This window comes from Streptomyces kronopolitis (genome assembly GCF_014646275.1).
Lineage (GTDB): Bacteria > Actinomycetota > Actinomycetes > Streptomycetales > Streptomycetaceae > Streptomyces > Streptomyces kronopolitis.
Genome location: NZ_BMND01000001.1, coordinates 223,466 through 242,188, shown reverse-complemented (window position 1 = coordinate 242,188; position 18,723 = coordinate 223,466). Strand labels below are relative to the sequence as shown.

The window sequence follows — 18,723 nt, the reverse complement described above, 5'->3', positions numbered from 1 at the left end:
GGTCCTCACCGTTCGTCGTGGTCGCTGTCGCCGTGTACGGCGTCTTCGAGTTCGCGCAGGATGTGTTCCTCCACCAGGTCCGCCAGGGCGGCGACCGTACGGGAGGCCAGCACGTCGCGGGGTGTGAGGGACACCCCGAAGGTCTCGTTGGTCCGGGAGGCGATGAGCAGGCTGCGCAGCGAGTCGCCGCCCCGTGCGAAGAAGTCGTCCTCCACGCCCACGGCCGTCTCCAGGGCCGTGGACCAGATGTCGGCGAGGACTTCCTCGGTGGGGGTGCGCGGCGCGACGTGCCCGGCCGTCTCCCCCTCGTCCCGTCCGGGCGCGGGCAGGGCCGCGCGGTCGGTCTTGCCGTTCTCGGTGAGCGGGAAGCGCTCCAGCACGACGAAGGCCGAGGGCACCATGTGGCCGGGCAGGCCGCGGGCGGCGAAGGCGCGCAGCTCCGGGCCGGCCGGTGCGTCGGCGCCGGGGACGGCGAGCAGGTGGGCCACCAGCCGCGGCAGCCCGGGCTCGTCCTCGCGCACCGTCACCACCGCGTCCAGGACGGCCGGGTGCCGGGTCAGGGCGGCCTCGACCTCGCCGGCCTCGATGCGGTGGCCGCGCAGCTTGATCTGGTGGTCGGTGCGCCCGAGGTGGTGGAGTTCGCCCCCCGCGTCGCGCCGGACCAGGTCGCCGGTGCGGTACATCCGGGTGCCCGGCGGGCCGTACGGGTCGGCGGTGAAGCGGCCGGCGGTCAGGCCCGGCCGGTTCAGATAGCCGCGGGCCAGCGAGGGTCCGCTGATCCAGAGTTCGCCGGGGACGCCGTCGGCGACCGGGCGCAGCCGCCCGTCGAGGACGTACACCCCGGTGGCGGGCAGCGGGCGGCCGATGGGCGGCGCGCTGCCGTCGGGCCGCAGCGGGCCGGACCAGGTGGCGACCACCGTGGTCTCGGTGGGGCCGTAGGAGTTGATCATCCGGTGGTGCGGGGCCCAGCGGCTGACGAGGTCGGCGCCGCAGGCGTCCGCGCCGACGATGAGGGTGCGCAGGTCCGGCAGGGTGCCCGCGGTGGCGGGCGGCACGGTGCCGAGCGCGGCGGGCGGCAGCAGGGTGTGGGTGATGCGCTCCTCGCGCAGCACCGCGGCCAGCTGTTCACCGAGCAGCGGGCCCGGCGGGGGCACCACCAGAGCCGCGCCGGCCGGCAGGGACATGCACAGCTCCAGCACCGAGGCGTCGAAGCTGGGGGTGGCGAAGGCCAGCACCCGGTCGCCGGGGCGGACCTGGTAGTGGTCGGCCTCGGCGGCGGCGAAGTCCGCGAGCCCGCGGTGGGTGACGACGACGCCCTTGGGGGTGCCGGTGGAACCGGACGTGTAGATCACATAGGCCGGGTCGTCCACGTCCAGCGGGCGGGCGCGGTCGCGGTCGGTGGGCCGGTGGGCGGGCGCGGTGTCCTGCGCGTCCGCCAGGAGGCGTCCGACCTCCGCGGCGTCCAGGGTGAGCGCCGGGGCCGCGTCGCGCAGCATCAGCGCGATCCGCTCCTCGGGGTAGCCGGGGTCCACCGGCAGGTACGCGGCGCCCGTCTTGGCGGTCGCGAGCTGGGCGACGGCCATCTCGGCCGAGCGCGGCAGGACCAGGGCGACGAGGTCGCCGGGGCCCGTCCCGCGGGCCAGCAGCCGGTGCGCCAGGCGGTTGGCCCGCGCCTCCAGCTGCGCGAAGGACAGGGTGCCCTCCGGCGCGTGCACGGCGGGCGCTTCGGGCCATCGGTCCACCGCCGCCTCGACGAGCGCGGCGAGGGTGGCCGGCGCGGCGGCCGCGGCCTGTTGCGGACCGCCGGTGAGCCGGGCGCGCTCGTCCGGCGGCAGGATGTCGATCCCGTCCACGGACCCGGCGGCCTCGGGCGCCGCGAGGGCGGCGAGGGTGTGCACCAGCTGGGCGGCGAGGGAGCGTGCGGTGGCGTCCTCGAAGTAGCGCGGGTCGTAGCCGAGTTCGACGCTGAGTTCGTCGCCGGGCGAGATCACCACGGTGAGCGGGTAGTTGGTGGCCTCCAGGGCGTGCAGCTCGCGCACCCGCAGGCCATTGGCGTCGGCCGCGGTGTTGTTGATCGGGTAGTTCTCGAAGACCACCAGGCTCTCGAACAGCGGGGTCCCGGCGTCCAGTTCGCTCCAGCCGTGCAGGTCCGACAGCGGGACGTGGTCGAAGCCGCGGGCGTCGGCCTGGGTGGACTGCAGGCCCCGCAGCCAGTCGGCAGGGGCGGCGGCGCCGTCCACGTCGACGCGCACCGGCAGGGTGTTGATGAACAGGCCGGTGATGGCGTCGGCGCCGGGCAGGTCCGTGGGCCGGCCGGAGACCGTGCTGCCGAAGCACACCTCGCGCTCCCCGCTCCAGCGCGACAGCAGCAGGCCCCAGACGCCCTGGACGACGGTGTTGAGGGTGAGGTGGTGGCGCCGGGCGAAGTCGGTCAGCGCGGCGCTCCGTTGCGCGTCGAGCCGCTGCGAGTGCCAGGTGCCGGCCCGGGTGGCCGCGCCCTGGGCCGGGCGCCGGTCGTAGGGCAGCGGGGTGGGGGCGGACAGCCCGGCCAGCACCCGGCGCCAGTGCTCCTCGGCCGGGGCGGTGTCGTGCGCGGCGAGCCAGCCGGCGTAGTCCGCGAACGGCCTGCGGTCCGGCAGCCGGGGCTCGGTGCCCGTGGCGAGCGCCGCGTGGCAGGCGAAGACGTCCGAGAGGACCTGGAAGACGCTCCACCCGTCGAGCAGCACATGGTGGAAGGTCCACACGACCCGCACCTCGGCCGGGGCGAGCCGGATGAGGGCGACCCGCAGCAGCGGCGCCCGGTCCAGGGCGATCCCGCGGGCCCGGTCCTCGGCGAGCAGCCGCTCCAGCGCGGCGTCCCGCTCGTCCGGCGTCAGGGCGCTCCAGTCGTGCTCGGCCACGGGCAGGGTGACGGAGCGGTGCACGGTCTGGAGCGGCACCGGCACCTCGCGCAGCACGACCGCGCTGCGCAGCACGGGGGTGCGGTCCACGACCTGCTGCCAGGCGGCGGCCAGCAGCCGCGGATCGCGCACCCCGTCCACGACGAAGGTGGCCTGCTCCACGTACAGCCCCTGGTCGGGCTCGTCCATGCCGTGGAAGACCATGCCGGTCTGGGTGGGGGTCAGCGGATAGATGTCGGTGACGTCCCGGCCGTTGCCGGCGAGCCGGTCGACGCCCTCCTGGTCCAGGCGGGCCAGCGGGAAGTCGGAGGGGGTGCGGCCGCCGGCGTCCGGCTGTGCGCAGTGCCGCACGATGCCGCGCAGTTCGGCGGCCGTCTCCTCGGCCAGACGGGCCACGGTCTCCCGCCGGTGCAGGTTCTTCGAGAACGACCAGGTGAACTCCAGCCGCTTGTCCGCGACCAGGCCGACGACACCGATCAGATGGGGCCGTGCGGCCGCCGGGTCCATGCCGCCCGCCAGGGCGCCGTACGGCGCGTGCAGCAGTCCGTCGCCGGCCGCGGCGCTCCAGTCCTGCTGGCCGAGGTAGTTGAAGCCGATCTGCGGCAGGGGCGGCAGGCCGTCGGCCTCCGGGGTGCGCAGATGGCGCAGCGCGCCGTAGCCCAGGCCGTGCCGGGGCAGCCTGCGCAGCCCCTCCTTCGCGGACTTCAGCGCCGCCCCGAGACCGGCCTGCGGCGGCAGGTCCAGCGCGACGGGGAACATGGTGGTGAACCAGCCGACGGTGCGGGAGAGGTCGACGTCGTCGAAGATCTCCTCACGGCCGTGGCCCTCCAGCCCGATCAGCACCCGGTCGCGCCCGGTCCAGCGGGCCAGCACCCGGCCCAGGGCGCACAGCAGGACGTCGTTGACCCGGGTGCGGTAGGTGTCCGGCACCTCCTGGAGCAGCCGGCGGGTCTCCTCGGCCTCCAGGCGGACGGTGACGGTGTCCTCGGAGTCCGCGGTGTTGCGGCCCTCGCCGTCGGTGGGCAGCTCGGCGTGGCCCTGCGGCCCGTTCCAGTACGGGAGTTCGTCGTCGAAGCCGCCGGCGGCGGTGTGCTCGTGCAGCCGCTGCGCCCAGGCGCGGAACGAGGTGGTCTTGGGGCCGAGTGCGGCCCGGGCGCCGGTGCGCGCCGCGCGGTAGGCCGTGTCCAGGTCCTCCAGGACGATGCGCCAGGACACCGCGTCGACGACCAGGTGGTGGGCCGCCAGCAGCAGCACCGGGCGCTCCTCGTCCCCGAGCCGGCACAGCACGGCCTTCAGCAGCGGCCCGTCGGCCAGGTCGAAGCCGGCGTCGAGGTCGCGGGCCAGCGCGCGCAGCGCCTCGGCCCGCTCCCCCGGTGCCCGGTGGGTCAGGTCGCACACCTCCATCGCGGGGGCCGCGGTGGGGGCCGTGCCGATCTGGCGCCGGTGGCCGTCGCCGGTGTGCTCGTAGCGCATCCGCAGGGCGTCGTGGTGCTCCCAGACCGCTGCCAGGGCGGCCCGCAGTGCCTCCTCGTCGACCTCGGCGGCCAGTTGGAAGGACAGCGACTGGGTGAAGTGCCAGGGGCTGTCGGGGACGGTGTCGAACAGCCAGTGCTGGACGGGGGTGAGCGGGACCTCGCCCACCACGGGGCCCTGTTCGGCGGCGGTCGCCGCGGCGGGCAGGCCCTCGGCGGCCGCGGCCAGGGCGGCGACGGTCTGGTGGACGAACAGGTGCCGCGGGGTCAGCTCGATGCCGGCGCGGCGGGCCGCGGAGACGATCTGGATGCTGAGGATCGAATCGCCGCCCAGGGCGAAGTAGTTGTCCTCGGCGCCCACCCGCTCCACGCCCAGCACCCGGGCCCAGATGTCGGCGAGCGCCCGCTCGGTGTCCGTGCGCGGCGGGACGTGGCCGCCGGCCGGGGCCGCCCAGTCGGGCGCCGGCAGGGCGCGCCGGTCGAGCTTGCCGGTCGCGCCCAGCGGCAGCCGCTCCAGCGGGACGATGACCGAGGGCACCAGGTGCCCGGGCAGGCTCTCGGCGAGGAAGGCGCGCAGCGCGGCGGGGTCGGGGCGGTCGGCGCCGCGGCCGACCGCATAGCCCACCAGGCGCTTGTGGCCGTCGGTCTCGACGACCCGGGCGGCCGCCTCGGCCACCTCCGGGTGGCGGGCCAGCGCGGCCTCCACCTCGCCCAGTTCGATCCGGAAGCCGCGCACCTTGACCTGGTCGTCGGTGCGGCCGAGGTACTCCAGCTGCCCCTCGGCGTCCCAGCGCACGAGGTCGCCGGTGCGGTACATCCGCTCGCCCGCGGGGCCGAACGGGTCGGCGAGGAAGCGCCGGGCGGTCAGGCCGGGCCGGGCGAAGTACCCGCGCGCCACGCCCGTTCCGGCGAGGTAGAGCTCGCCGGGCACCCCGACGGGCACCGGCCGCAGGTGCGGGTCGAGGACGTAGGCGCGGGCGCCGGTGACGGGGCTGCCGATCGGCGGGGTGCGGCCGGGGTCGTCGGGGTCGCAGTGCCAGGCAGTGGCGTAGACGGTGGCCTCGGTGGGGCCGTAGATGTTCACCACCCGGCAGCCGGGCACGGCCGCGCGGACCTCGCCCACGGTGCGGGCGGCGAGCCCCTCACCGGCCAGCACGACGGTGTCCGCGCCGACGTGGACGGTGTCCTCGGCGAGGAGTTGGCCCAGGGCGGAGGGGACGGCGCTGAGCAGGCCCGCGGTCCAGGGGCCGCGGCGTTCGGCCAGGGCGAGCAGGTCGGCGACCAGCTCGACGCAGCCGCCGGACAGCAGCGGGCAGACGATCTCGAAGACCGACACGTCGAAGTTGAGCGAGGTGGACGCCACGACGTGGGACAGGCCGCGCTCGCCGAACTCGGCGGCCGCCCAGTCGGCCAGTGCCACCACCGAACCGTGGGTGACCACCACGCCCTTGGGCAGGCCGGTCGACCCCGAGGTGTGGATGACGTACGCGGGGTGGGCGGGCAGCAGCGCACCGGCCCGCTCGGCGTCGCCGAGGTCGTCGGCGGACCGCACCGCGAGCCGCTCCGCGGTCCCGGCGTCGTCCAGCACCAGGCGCGTGGCGGGCCCCTCGGGCAGCCGGCCGGCCAGCGCGGTGGTGGTGAGCACGATGTCCGGGCCGATGTCGTCGAAGAGGAAGGAGATCCGCTCGGCGGGGTACGAGGGGTCGACCGGCAGATATCCGGCGCCGCTCTTGAGGACCGCCAGCATCGCCACCAGCAGGTCGGCGGTGCGCGGCAGCGCGAGCGCCACGAAGCGCTCCGGACCCGCGCCGGAGTCGATCAGCACCCGGGCCAGCCGGTTGGCGCGGGCGTTCAGCTCGCGGTAGGTCAGCCGGTCCGCGCCGGCCCGTACCGCCGGGGCGTCCGGAGTGCGGGCCGCCTGCTCCTCGAAGACGGCGGGCAGCACCCGCTGCGGCGCGCGCAGCGCCGGTCCGCCGAACCGGGTGAGGATGCGGTCCCGTTCGTCCCCGGTGAGCAGGGGCAGCTCGGCCAGCCGGCGGTCCGGGTCGGCCGACATCGCCGTCAGCAGGACGCGCAGGCACTCCCCCATCCGCTCGACGGTGGCGGCGTCGAAGGCCGCCGGGTCGTAGTCGAGGGTGATGGCGAGGCGCTCGCCGGGGGCGACGACCACGCTGAGCGCGTAGTTGGTCGGCTCCAGGTCGCGTTCCTGCTGGATGCCCAGGCCGTGCCGGGCGAGCCCGTCGCTGTCGAAGGGGTAGTTCTCGAAGACCACGATGCTGTCGAACAGGCCGGTCCCGCCGGGCAGTTCGCTCCAGGTCTGGAGCTGGGCCAGCGAGACGAAGTCGTGGCGCCGGGACTCCGACTGGGACGTCTGGAGCGCGCGCAGCCACTCCAGCAGGGGGCGCTGCCCGTCGATCCGCACCCGGGTGGGCAGGGTGTTGATGAACACGCCGACCATGGACTCGACGCCCGGCAGGGCGGCGGGGCGGCCGGAGACGGTGGTGCCGAAGACCACGTCGTCGCTGTGGCCGTAGCGGGACAGCAGCAGACCCCAGGCGCCCTGGAGGACGGTGTTCATGGTCAGCCCGGCCTGCTGCGCGGTCTCCCGCAGGCGGGCGGACTCCTCGGCACCGAGCGTGATGCCGACCGAGCCGGACGAGGCGGTGCGGTGGGCCTCCAGCGGCACCCGGTCGCGGGGCAGTTCGGTGGGTGAGGTGAAGCCGGCCAGGGCGGTGCGCCAGTGGCGCTCGGCCTGGGTGGTGTCCTGCTCCGCCAGCCAGCCCAGGTAGCTGCCGAAGGGGGCGCGGGTGGGGAGTTCGGGGCGGCGGCCCGCGGTGAGGGCCGCGTACCGCTCGCAGATCTCGTCGAAGACCTGGGCCGCGCTCCAGCCGTCGAGCAGGGTGTGGTGGAAGGTCCAGATGATGCGAACCCGGTCGGCGGCCAGGGTGATCAGGTTCAGCCGCATCAGCGGGGCGCGGGTCAGGTCGAGGCCGGCCGCCCGGTCCTCGGCGAGCAGCGTCTCCAGGGCGTGTGCGCACCGGTCCGGGTCCCACCCGGTCCAGTCGTGGTGGGTGACGGGCACGGTGGCCCGGGTCTGCACGATCTGCAGCGGCTGCGCGGTCCGCTCCCACTCCAGGCGGGTGCGGAGCATCGGGTTGGCGTCGGAGGCCTGCTGCCAGGCCGTGGCGAGGGCCGCGGCGTCCCGGACGCCGGACAGCACCAGCTGGACCTGGTTGAAGTAGGCCTGGGAGGAGGGGTCCATCAGGCCATGGAACAGCATGCCCGCCTGCATCGGCGTCAGCGGGTAGATGTCCTCGACGCCGTGCCCGTCCGCCGCGATCCGGTCCACGGCCGCCTGGTCGAGGCCGGCCAGCGGGAAGTCGGAGGGGGTGCGGCCGCCCGCGTCGGGGGCGGCGCAGTGGGCGACGATGTCCTCCAGCGCCGTGCGCATGCCCGTGGCCAGGGCGGAGACGGTCTCCTCGCGGTGCACACCGCCGCTGTAGTACCAGGTGAGTTCCAGCTGCCGGTCCTCGACCCGGCCCACCACGTCCAGCAGGTGCGGGCGGGCCGACTCGGGCGCGGCGGCGCCGTCCAGTCCGCCGCGCACCCCGCGGATCAGGCCGCCGCCCTCGGCGGACCAGTCGAACCGGCCGAGGTAGTTGAAGCTGATCCGGGGCTGCGGCGCCGCGGCCAGGTCCGGGTCCGCGGCGAGGTGGCGCAGTGCCCCGTGCCCGAGGCCGCGGCCGGGTACGGCGCGCAGCTGCTCCTTGACGGACTTCAGCGCCGTGCCCCAGTCGCCGTCCGGGACGTCGAGGGCGACGGGGAACAGGGTGGTGAACCAGCCGACCGTGCGGGACAGGTCGACGTCGTCGAAGAGGTGGTCCTCGCGGCCGTGCCCCTCCAGGCCGACGGCGACGGTGCGGTGGCCGGTCCAGTCGGCCAGCACCCGGCCGAGGGCGGTGAGCAGCACATCGTTGATCCGCGTGCGGTAGACGCCGGGCACCTGCTGCAGCAGGGCGTCGGTGCGCTCCCGGTCGAGGCGGACGGTGACCGAACGGAGGTCGGCGATGGTGTTGGTGCCGGCGGCGTCGACGGGCAGCGCGGGCTCGCAGTGCGCGGCCACCGCGCCCCAGTGGGCGCGCTCGTCACCGAAGCCGCCGGCCTCGGTGTGGGCGCGCAGCCGGCCGGCCCATTCCTGGACGGAGGTGGTCCGGGCGGGCGGGGTCACCGTCTCCCCGGCCCGTGCCTGCCGGTAGGCGCTCTCCAAGTCCTCCAGCAGCACCCGCCAGGAGACGCCGTCGACCACCAGGTGATGTACCGTCAGAAACAGCCGCGGCGGCCGGTCCTGGGCGCCGGTGAAGAGCCGGGCGGCGAGCAGCGGCCCGGACGCCAGCCGGAAGCCCGCGTGCGCCTCGGCGGTGGCCTCCGCCACCGCGGCGTCGCACCGGTCGCCGGTCAGCCCGGTCAGGTCGTGCGTCCGCAGCAGGTGCGCCTCGGCCGCGTCCGGTGCCGGGCAGTGCTGCTGCCAGGTGCCGTCCGCCTGCTGCGTGAAGCGGGCGCGCAGCGCGTCGTGGTGCGACCACAGGGCGTGCAGGGCCGCCGCCAGGGCCCGCGGGTCGGGGTCCTCGGCCAGTTCGATGACCACGGACTGGTTGAAGAACTCCGGGCGCTCGGCGCCGGCGTCGAGGAACCAGTGCTGGATCGGCAGCAGGCCGACCTCGCCGGTCACCGGGCCGGTGCCGGAGACCTGCGCGGTGGCGCCGGTGGCGGCGGCGAGCGCGGCGATGGTGGGGTGGCGGAACAGGTCCCGGGGGGTGAGGGTCAGGCCCGCCCGGCGGGCGCGCGAGACGACCTGGATGCTCAGGATCGAATCGCCGCCCAGCATGAAGAAGTTGTCCTCGACGCCCACCCGGTCAATGCCCAGCAGGGCGCACCAGATCTCGGCGAGGATCCGCTCGGCCTCGGTGCGCGGCGCCCGGTGCCCGGCCGTGGTGGCGGCCGTCCAGTCGGGGGCGGGCAGCCGGCGCCGGTCGACCTTCCCGTTGCGGGTCAGGGGCAGCGCGTCCAGGGTGACGAACGCGGCGGGCAGCATGTAGTCGGGCAGCACCTCGGCGAGGAAGGCGCGCAGCTCGGCCGCCGGCGGCACGCTCACCCCGGGGGCGGGCACGAGGTGGGCGACCAGGCGCTTGCGGCCGCCCTCGGCGAGGACGGTCAGCACCGCTTCGGCGACGGTGTCGTGGCGGGTCAGCGCGGCCTCGATCTCGGCCGGTTCGACGCGGAAGCCCCGGATCTTGATCTGGTCGTCGGCGCGCCCCACGAAGTGGAGTTCGCCGTCCGCGCCCCAGCGCACGATGTCGCCGGTGCGGTACATGCGGGAGCCGGCCGGGCCGAACGGGTCGGCGAGGTAGCGTTCGGCGGTCGCGCCGGGGCGGCCGCCGTAGCCGCGGGCGACTCCGGCCCCGGCGAGGTAGAGCTCTCCGGGGATGCCCGGCGGCTGCGGCTGGAGCACGTCGTCCAGCACATAGACCCGCATGTTGTCGAGCGGACGTCCGATGGGCAGCGCGGCGGGCAGCGTCTCGCCGGCGTGGAAGGCCCGCCGGGTGGCGAAGGTGGTGGTCTCGGTGGGGCCGTAGCCGTCGACGACGGTGAGGTCCGGGCAGGCGTCGAGCACCCGGCGGACCACGGCGCCCGGTACGGCCTCGCCGCCGGTCCACACCTCCCGGGCGCCGCGCAGGCACTCGGGGTCCTCCTGGGCCAGCAGGCGGAACAGTCCGGCGGTCAGCCACAGGCAGCTGACGCCCTGTTCGGTGATCGCCCGGCGCACGGTGTGGGCGTCCACCTCGGCGGGCGGGGCCAGCACCGCGCGGCCGCCGCGCAGCAGCGGCACCCACAGTTCGTAGGTGGCGGCGTCGAAGGCCTGCGGGGAGTGCACCAGGACCCGGTCGTGTGCGGCGAAGGCGCGGTCGAAGGCGAGCGCGACGACGTCGCGGTGGCGCACCGCGACGCCCTTGGGGCGCCCGGTGGAGCCGGAGGTGAACATCAGGTACAGCGCGTTGTCGGGGTGGACGGCGGGCAGCGGCGCGCCGTCCGGGGCGGGGGTGTCCGCGGCGCCGGGCGGCACGGCGGCCGATCCGTCGCCGGTGAGCAGCAGGGTGCACCCGCCGGCCGCCGCCTCCCGGGCGCTCTCCTCCCACGAGGCGTCGGTCAGGACGAGGTCCGCCGCGCTCTCCTCCAGCACCTGCCGCAGCCGCTCGCGCGGGGCCCGGCCGTCCAGCGGGACGTACACACCGCCGGTTCGGGCCAGCGCCAGCTGGGCGACGACCAGCGCGGCCGAGCGGTCCATGAGGACGGCGACCGGCCGCTCGGGCCGCACGCCGACACCGTGCAACTGACGGGCCAATGCCTCTGCCCTGTCATCGAGTTGACGGTACGTCAGGGTCAGCTCTCCGGCGTCCAGCGCGAGGGCGTCGGGGGTGCGCCGGACCTGGTCGGCGAACAGCTCGGCCACCGTGCCCTCGGGCAGTGCGGTGGCGGTGTCGTTCCACTCCTCGACGACCTGGCGGCGGTGTGCGGCGCCGAGCACCGGCAGCCGCGCGGGCGGGCGTTCGGCGTCGGCGGCCATGCCCGCCAGCAGCACCGTGAGGTACTCCCCCATCCGCTCGACGGTGGCGGCGTCGAACAGCTCCGGGTCGTAGCCCAGCCGCAGCGCCAGCTCCGCGCCCGGGTAGGCGACCAGGCTCAGCGGATAGTTGGTGGTCTCGATGCCGTCGAGGCCGCTCAGCCGCAGGCCGTGCGCGGCGGCGAGGTCCCCGCCGACCGGGTAGTTCTCGAAGACCACGATGCTGTCGAACAGGGCGACCCGCTCGGGCAGGTCGGTGTACGCCGTCAGCCGGGTGAGCGGGACGAAGTCGAAGCGCCGGTCGTCGGTCTGGATCTCCTGCACGCCGCGCAGCCAGTCCCGCAGGGTGCCGTCGGCGGGGACCGTCAGCCGGGTCGGCACGGTCGCGATGAACAGGCCGTTCATCGCCTCGACGCCGGGCAGCTCGGGCGGCCGTCCGGAGACGGTGGTGCCGAAGACGACCTCGCGCCGGCCCGTCTGGCGGGCCAGCAGCAGCGCCCAGGCGCCCTGCACCAGGGTGTTCACGGTCACGCCGGCGCTCTTGGCCACCCCGTCCAGCGCGCGGGTGGTGTCCGCGGACAGGGTGCGGCGCACCGCCGCGGTAGATTCGGCGCGATGGGTCTCGCGGGGCTCGCGGTCGTAGGGCAGCGCGGTGGGCTCGGTCAGGCCGTCGAGCCGGTCGCGCCAGTGCCGTTCGGCCTCCGCCCAGTCGCGGTCGCCCAGCCAGGCCACGTAATCGCGGAAGGGGCGGCGCACGGGCAGGGCCGCCTCGGACCCCGCCGGGTCCGCGCCGGCCGGCAGCGCGTGGCAGCGGAAGACGTCGGACAGCACCTGGAACAGGCTCCAGCCGTCGAGCACCAGGTGGTGGAAGGACCACACCACCTGCACCTCGGTATCCGACAGCCGGGCCAGCACCAGCCGCTGGAGGGGGGCGGTCTCCAGGTCGATGCCGCGCCGCCGGTCGCCGTCGAGCAGCTCCCGCAGCTGTGTGCGGCGCTCTTCGTCCGGCAGGGCGCGCCAGTCCAGGTGGGTGACGGGCAGGGCGGCCTCGCGGGCGACGACGAGCAGCGGCTCGGGCACGTCCTGCCACACCACCCGGCCGCGCAGCACCGGGGTGCGGTCGGTCACCCGCTGCCAGGCCGCGGCGAGGGCCCGGGGGTCGGGCACGCCGTCCAGCACGAAGGTCAGCTGCTGGAAGTAGGCGCGCCGGTCGCCCTGCGACAGCCCGTGGAAGAGCATGCCGGACTGGGTGGGGGTGAGCGGGTGGATGTCCTCGACCGCGGCGGCGTCCGCGCCCACCAACCGGTCCACGGTCGGCTGGTCGAGCACGGCCAGCGGGAAGTCGGAGGGGGTGCGCCCGCCGGCTCCGGGCCCGGCGCCGTGCCGGGCGATGTCGCCCAGCGCCGTGGCGAACTGCCCGGCCAGCGCGGTGACGGTCGCCTCCTGGTGGAGGTGCGCCGAGTAGAACCAGGTGAACTCCAGCGCGTCGCCGTCGAGTTGGCCGACGACCTCCAGGGCGTGCGGGCGCGCCGCGGACGGGTCGGCGTCCAGCGACAGTGCACGGTGCGGGCCGCGGTAGAGCCCGCCGCCGCCGGGCAGGCCGAACTGGCCCAGGTAGTTGAAGCTGATGCCGGCACTGGGGGTGTCCGGCAGGCCCTCCGGCCGCAGCAGATGGCGCTGGACGCCGTAGCCCAGGCCGCGGCGCGGCACGGCCCGCAGCTGCTCCTTGACCGACTTGAGCACGGTGCCCCAGTCCGCGTCCGGCGTCACGGTCAGGGCGACCGGGTAGCGGGTGGTGAACCAGCCGACCGTGCGGCTGAGGTCCACGTCGGGGAACAGCTCCTCCCGGCCGTGGCCCTCCAGGTCCACCGGGACCCGGTCCCGGCCGGTCCACGTGTGCAGCACCCGGCCCAGCGCGCTCAGCAGCACATCGTTGACCTGGGTGCGGTAGGCGCCGGGCAGGGTGTGCAGCAGGACGGCGGTGTCCTGCGGGGTCAGGCGGACGGTCACCGAGCGGGCCGAGGCGTAGGTGTTGGCGCCGTCGAGGTCGGTGGGCAGCGCCGGGTCGCAGGAGCGGGCCAGTCCGGTCCAGTACGCGGCCTCGTCCTGGAAGCCGCCGGTGGCGGCGTGCTCGGTGAGCCGGCGGGCCCAGTGCCGCAGCGGGGAGGACTTCGCCGGCAGCCCGGCGGCCCGCTCGCCGCGCGCCCCGGCGCGGTAGGCCCGGTCCAGGTCCTCCAGCAGGACGCGCCAGGAGACGCCGTCGACCACAAGATGATGAACCGTCAGGTGCAGTACGCGGGGCCGCCCGTCGCCCCGGTCGTGGAGCACGGCGCGCAGCAGGGGGCCGTGGCGCAGGTCGAACGGGCCGAGGTGCGGTGTGTCGTCGTCGGGGCCGGCGTGGTGGTGCAGCACGGCGGCGGGCGCGTCGGCGTCGATGTGCTGGAGCCGGTGGCCGTCGCTGTCGTGGGCGAAGCGTGAGCGCAGCGCGTCGTGGTGGGTGACGACCGCGCGCAGGGCGGCGTCCAGCAGCGCGGCGTCCACGTCGTCGGACAGCTCGACGGACAGCGTCTGGCCGAAGTGCCCGGCCCGCTCGGCGTCGGTCTCGAACAGCCAGTGCTGGATGGGGGTCAGGGGCGCGGTGCCGGTGGCGGCCGCCTCGGCAGGGGCGGCGGCCGGGCGCCCGGCGGCGTCCACGCACTGCGCGAGGGCGCCGACCGTCTGGTGCCGGTAGACGTCGCGGGAGGTGACGGCCAGGCCCGCCTGCCGTGCCTGGGCCACCACCTGGATGCTGAGGATCGAGTCCCCGCCCAGCGTGAAGAAGTTGTCCTCCAGGCCGACCCGCTCCACCCGCAGGACCTCGGCCCACACGGCGGCGAGCGCCCGTTCGGTGGCGGTGCGCGGCGCCACGTACGCCGTGGTGCCCGCGGCGGTCCGGTCGGGGGCCGGCAGCCGGTCGCGGTCCAGTTTGCCGTTGGGGTTGAGGGGCAGCGCCGGCAGGACGACGACCGACGAGGGCACCATGTAGTCGGGCACACTGCGGCCCAGTTCGCGGCGCAGCGCGCCCGGGTCCGGCTCCGCCCCGGGCGCCGGCACGACATAGCCGATCAGGCGCTTGTGACCGTCGCTCTCCCGGGTGGCGGCGGCCGCCTGGGCCACCCCGGCACAGCGCAGCAGCGCCTCCTCCACCTCACCCAGCTCGATCCGGAAGCCGCGCACCTTGACCTGCTGGTCGACCCGGCCGACGTACTCCAGCTCGCCCCCGGCGGTCCACCGCACCAGGTCGCCTGTGCGGTACATCCGGCTGCCCGGCCCGGCGAAGGGGTCGGCGACGAACCGGGTGGCGGTCAGGCCGGGCCGCCGCAGGTAGCCCCGCGCGAGGCCGCCGCCGCCGAGGTACAACTCACCCGTCACGCCCGGGGGTTGCGGCCGCAGCATGGCGTCCAGGACGTAGGCGCGGGTCCGGGCGACCGGCCGGCCGATCGGCGGGGCCTGCTCGGGGGTGCCGTCGCCGGCGAACCACGCGGTGGCGTACACGGTGGCCTCGGTCGGGCCGTAGATGTTGGCGACCCGGCAGGACGGCATGGTGCGGCGCAGGTCGCGCACGGTCTGTGCGGGCAGCGCCTCGCCGGCCAGCACCACCGTGTCGGCCTGGACGGGCGCGGCATCCGTGGTGAGCATCCGGGAGACCACCGAGGGCACCCCGCTGATGAGCCCGGCCTGCCGCGGGGCGCCGTCCGCCCGGTCGGCGAGGGCCGGCAGGTCGGCCACCACCTCGATGCTGCCGCCGGACAGCAGCGGGCACAGCAGCTCGAAGACGGAGACATCGAAGTTGAGCGAGGTGGAGGCCACCACATGGGTCAGCTGCTGCCGCCCGAACTGCTCCCCCGCCCACACCGCCAGGTCGGCCACGCTGGCGTGCGAGACCACCACGCCCTTGGGCCGGCCCGTCGAGCCCGACGTGTAGATGACGTAGGCCGGGTGGCGGGGGTCGAGCGGCCGCGCCCGGTCGTCGTCGGTGAGGTCGTGCTCCGGGTGGCTCGGCAGCGCGGCCAGCGTCTCCGGGTCGTCCAGCACCAGCCGCTCGGTGCCTTCGGGCAGGCAGCCGGCCGTGTCACGGGTGGTCAGGACGGTGGCCGGCGCGGCGTCGGCGAGCATGAAGCGGATGCGCTCGGCCGGGTAGCCGGGGTCCACGGGCAGATAGCCGGCGCCCGCCTTGAGCACCGCCCACAGGACCGCGACCAGGTCGGCCGAGCGCGGCAGCGCCAGCGCCACCAGGGACTCCGGGCCCACCCCGCGGTCGATCAGCAGCCGGGCCAGCCGGTTGGCGCGGCGGTTGATCTCGTCGTAGGTGAGCTGGGTGCCGCCGCAGACCACGGCGGTCCGGTCGGGGGTGCGCAGGGTCTGCGCCTCGAAGACCGCGGGCAGCGTCGTCGGGGCGGCCTCCTCGTGCTGCGGGGTGTTCCAGGCGTCGAGCATGGTGCGCCGCTCGTCGTCGGTCAGCAGCGGGAGTTCGGCCACGGTCCGGTGCGGGCCGTCCGCCATGCCCTCCAGCAGGAGGTGCAGATGGCGGCTCATCCGGGCCACGGTCGCGGCGTCGAACAGGTCGGTGTTGTACTCGACGGTCAGCCCGAAGGAGCCGTCGGCGCGCGGCAGGAACTCCAGCACCAGGTCGAACCGTGCGGCCGGACGCGGCAGCGGATGCTCCTCGATCCGGATGCCGCCGGCCTCCCGCGGGTGCACCATGGCGGTCTGCTGGACGACCAGGACCTGCACCAGCGGGGTGCGGCTGGGGTCGCGCGGCGGGGCCAGCTCCTCGACGACCCGGGCGAACGGCACGCCGTCATGGCTGAAGGCGTCCATCAGCGTCGCCCGCACGGTGTCCAGGAACCGGTCGACGGTCGCCGTGCCGTCGACCTCGCTCCGCAGGACCACGGTGTTGACGAAGAAGCCCGCCACGTCCTCGAGTTCGCGGCGGTGGCGCCCGTTGGTGACGGTGCCGAACGCGATGTCCCGCTGACCGGAGTAGCGGGAGAACAGCACCGCGGCCGCGCCGGAGAACAGGGTGAAGGGGGTGGTGCCCTTGGCGCGGGCGAGTCTGCCCAGCCGCGCCACCAGGTCGGCGGGCAGCTCGTGGCGGTGGGCCGCGCCGGCCGTGCTGCGCACCGGCGGCCGGGGCCGGTCCGTGGGCAGGTCCAGCTGCGGGGTCCCGGACAGGTGCCGCTTCCAGTACGCGAGGTCCTCGGCGTGCCCGGACGGCGCCGGACGGTCACGCTCCCAGACCGCGAAGTCCGGGTACTGCAGGGCCGGTTGCGGCAGCCCGTCCGGCTCCCCGGTGACCTCGGCGGCGTACAGCGCGGCCAGTTCGCGCACCAGGATGCCGACCGACCAGCCGTCCGTGACGAGGTGGTGCTGGGCCAGCAGCAGCAGCTGCTCGTCGTCGGCGCACCGGATCAGCAGCGCGCGGGTCAGCGGGCCCTCGCCCAGGTCGAAGCGGCGCTCCAGCTCCTCGGTCAGCAGGCGCTCGGTCTCCGCCTCGTGCCGGTCGGCGGGCAGCGGGCGCAGGTCGACGGTGCGCAGCGGCAGCGCGGCGGTGTCGTCGATCCGCTGCACGCCGCGTCCGTCGACCGTGGTGAAGGTGGTGCGCAGCGCGTCGTGGCGGGCGGCGAGCCGGTCCAGGGCGCGGCCGAGCGCGGCGTGGTCCAGCCGGCCGCGCAGCCGCACCCCGACACCGGTGTTGTACTCGGCGGAGCCGGCGGTGAGGTCGTCGAGGAACCACAGCCGCTGCTGGGCGGCGGACAGCGGCAGCGGCCGCTCGCGCGGGGCCGGCGGGATCGGCGTCGCGGGGTCGTCGGCGGCCGCCCCGTCGAGCAGTGCGGCCACGTCGGCGACCGTCCGGGCGGTGAACAGGTCCCGCACGGTCAGCCGGACCCCGCGCTCCTCGCGGATCCGGGAGAGGACCCGCACGGCGAGGACGGAGTCGCCGCCGAGCGCGAAGAAGTCGTCCTCGGCGCCGACGGGCCGCACGTCCAGCACGTCCGACCAGATGCCGGCCACGGTCCGCTCGGCGGGGGTACGGGGCGCGAGGTGGCCGGCGGTGCGCTCCGGGCCGGGCGCGGGCAGGGCCTGCCGGTCGATCTTGTGGCTGGCGGTGAGCGGGAACGCCGCCAGGACCACGACGGCGGACGGCACCATGTGCGCCGGCAGGCTGCGGGAGACCGCCGTGCGCAAGGTGGTGGTCTGCGGGGGCCGGGCGGGGTCCGCCGGTGTCACATAGGCGACCAGCCGCTGCCGGCCGGGCTCGTCCTCGCGCACCAGGACGACCGCCTCGGCAACATCGGCATGGGCCGCCAACACCGCCTCGATCTCGCCGAGTTCGACCCGGAAGCCGCGGATCTTGACCTGCCGGTCGAGCCGCCCGAGGAACTCCAGCTCGCCGTCGGCGTTCCAGCGCGCCAGGTCGCCGGTGCGGTAGAGCCTGCTGCCGGACGGCCCGTACGGGTCGGCCACGAAGCGCGCGGCGGTCAGGCCCGGGCGGTTGAGGTAGCCGCGGGCCACCCCGTCGCCGCCCACGTACAGCTCGCCGCTGGCGCCCTCCGCCACCGGGCGCATCGCCGCGTCGAGCACCCGCAGCCGGGTGTACGGCAGCGGCCCGCCGATGGTGGGGGTGCCGCCGCCGACGGCCAGGGGCCCGGTCCAGGAGGCGACGACCGTGGCCTCGGTGGGCCCGTAGGAGTTGACCATCCGGCGGCCGGCGGCCCAGCGGTCGACCAGGTCGGCCGGGCAGGCCTCGGCCCCCACGATCAGGGTCCGCAGATCGGGCAGGCCGCGGTCGCCGGCCGGGGCGGGCAGCGTGGCGAGCGCGGCGGGCGGGATGAGGGCGTGGGTGATGCGGTGCGCGGTCAGGACATCGGTGAGTTCGTCGCCCAGCCACGGGCCGTCCGGCGGCACCACGAGGGTGGCGCCGGACAGCAGGGAGACGCACAGCTCCAGGACGGCGGCGTCGAAGCTCGGGGAGGAGAACTGCAGGACGCGGTCCCCGGGTTCCACGGCGTAGCGGTCGGCCGCGGCCGCCGCGAAGCCGGCCAGCCCGGTGTGGGTGACCGTCACCCCCTTGGGGACGCCGGTCGACCCCGAGGTGAAGATGACGTACGCCGGGTGCCCGGTGTGCAGCGGCGCGCACCGGTCCGCGTCCTGCGGATTGTGCTCGGGGCCGCCGGCGGGCCGGGTGTCGGCCACCTCGTCGAGGACCACGGCGGGCGCCGCGTCGGCGAGCATCATCGCCCGGCGTTCGGCGGGGTAGGCCGGGTCGACGGGCAGGAACGCGGCGCCCGCCTTGGCCACGGCCAGTTCCGCCACGATCAGTTCGACCGAGCGGGGCAGCACCAGCGCCACCGTGCGCTCGGGCCCCGCCCCGCGGGCGATCAGGTCGTGCGCGAGGCGGTTGGCCCAGGTGTCGAGTGCGCGGTAGGACCAGGTCCGCCGCCCGTCCGTGACGGCGGGTGCCTCCGGGGTGCGTGCCACCCATGCGGCGAACAGGTCGCCGAGCGAGCACGGGGGCACCGGACGGACGCCGCCGGACCCGCGGACCGGCGATGCGGTCCGGGTCTGCGCCGAGGCGGACGCGGGTGCGGGGTTCTCGTGCGGGTCCGTCATGGAGGTCAGTCCTTCGAAACGGGGACGGGCAGGACAGCAGGACGTGCGGCCCGGGGCGAGCGGTCCGGGGCGGGGCAGG

The 18,723-nt window shown here is 75.8% G+C and carries 1 protein-coding gene; it reads right to left on the bottom strand.

Annotation, left to right across the window (positions count from 1 at the left end):
* Nucleotides 1-5 precede the first annotated feature (5 nt).
* Nucleotides 6-18,644: a non-ribosomal peptide synthetase gene (locus IEY78_RS00915; RefSeq protein ID WP_189095432.1), complete on the bottom strand. Its 18,639-nt coding sequence runs from the start codon at nt 18,642-18,644 to the stop codon at nt 6-8.
* Nucleotides 18,645-18,723 lie beyond the last annotated feature (79 nt).

Coding starts and splice junctions, on each gene's coding strand:
- IEY78_RS00915 (WP_189095432.1), bottom strand. CDS start 18,644: ATGACGGACCCGCACGAGAACCCCGCACCCGCGTCCGCCTCGGCGCAG.